Here is a 1434-nt window from a genome sequence, read left to right on the forward strand (position 1 = left end):
GATGCTGCGTTTCCGGCCGATGGTGCATTGGGATTTCAGTTCGCAACCAGCACAATCGGCGACATGGCTTCGATAGACGCGGACCTGACTGGCGCGCCTGGTGCCGCAGTAGCTGAGCTGCTTGCCCGCCGGACAGCGATAGGCGTCGGCTTCGCGATCGTAGTAGAAGGAATCGCGGGTTAAAAAGGCGTCGCGCTGGCGGCTGCGGTCGATAACCGGAATGTACGGCGTAATATTCCGCTTGAGCAGCCAGCCGAGCAGTGGGCCACTGCCATACGCCTTGTCGGCCGCGAGGCTTTCGAGCGCGATGCCCAGGCTGGTGCCAGCACGTGAAACCAGCGTTCGGGTCGCCGCAACCTCTGACGAGAAGCGCGCCGGCGTTGCCTCCACATCAAGGATGCAGTCGGTCTCTAGGTCTAGCAGCGGGTTGATGGCGTATGCGTAGCGCGCCGGCCCATGCTTGCAGGTAAGGGCCGCCTGCGGGTCGGTCGGCGAGATGCTCGCAGGATCGACAGGCGCCGGTTCATCGGGATCTGGCGGCAACGCGGTATCGAGCGCTGCCAGATACTCGGCGACGGGCCGTGATACGCTTTCCCTGGCACGAAGCTCGTCCGCAGCATCTGCCCCCTTTAGCTTCTTCTCGCGGCTGGCGTCGGCCATGATCGTGCTGCCGTCCACCGCCACGTCCCGCCCAGCTACTAGCCCGGCCGCGGCGCACTTTGCGACTACCTGCTCGAACAACAGGCGATGCAGGTCGCAGGCGCGGAAGCGGCCGTGCCGGTTCTTGGAGAAGGTGGAATGGTCGGGCACCCGGTCGGCCAGATCGAGCCGGCAGAACCAACGATAGGCGAGGTTGAGATGCACCTCCTCGCACAGGCGGCGTTCCGAGCGGATGCCGAACAGGTAGCCGACCAGCAGCATCCTGAGCATCAGCTCCGGATCAATCGAGGGCCGTCCGCTCGTGCTGTAGCTCGCCGCCAACGCCTCGCGCACGAAGCCGAAGTCGAGCAGCCCGTCGATGCGTCGGAGCAGGTGACTGGCAGGCACATGATCGTCGAGCCGGAACCCGTAGAACAGCGCGCCTTGCGTCACCTGTCGACCCATCATGCTCGTAAACCCCTGACGCCTTTCCAGGAGTGAATCACGTCTTCGTCACTGTCGCAACCAGCCGTTTTTCAACAGTCTCGTTCCGGTTGTGACACTCCGACTCCGTTAGGAATATGCCTGCCTGAAAGATTGTCGGACGTTCAAGACGCTGGCCCGCCAACGGCCGTCAGCGTCTTGGTAGGGCGTAGGCCAGAGTGTAATCCCCATAGCGCGTCCCAAGCGCACCATGCCCGCCTGCGGTGATGACCACATACTGTCTCCCGTCACGCCCTCGATAGGTCATCGGGGTCGCCTGCGCGCCTGCGGGCAATCGCGCTTTCCACACAA

At 63.6% G+C, this 1434-nt stretch carries 2 protein-coding genes; both read right to left on the reverse strand.

What is annotated here, in order from left to right:
- Positions 1–1107: transposase (locus tag U1872_RS22290; protein WP_332795055.1), on the reverse strand; the 1107-nt coding region annotated here is incomplete at its 3' end.
- Between the two features lie 166 nt (positions 1108–1273).
- Positions 1274–1432 (reverse strand): hypothetical protein, encoded by a 159-nt coding sequence (locus U1872_RS22920; protein WP_443025441.1) that lies wholly within the window; start codon positions 1430–1432, stop codon positions 1274–1276.
- Positions 1433–1434 lie beyond the last annotated feature (2 nt).

Source organism: Parasphingomonas frigoris, assembly GCF_036663815.1.
Lineage (GTDB): Bacteria > Pseudomonadota > Alphaproteobacteria > Sphingomonadales > Sphingomonadaceae > Sphingomonas.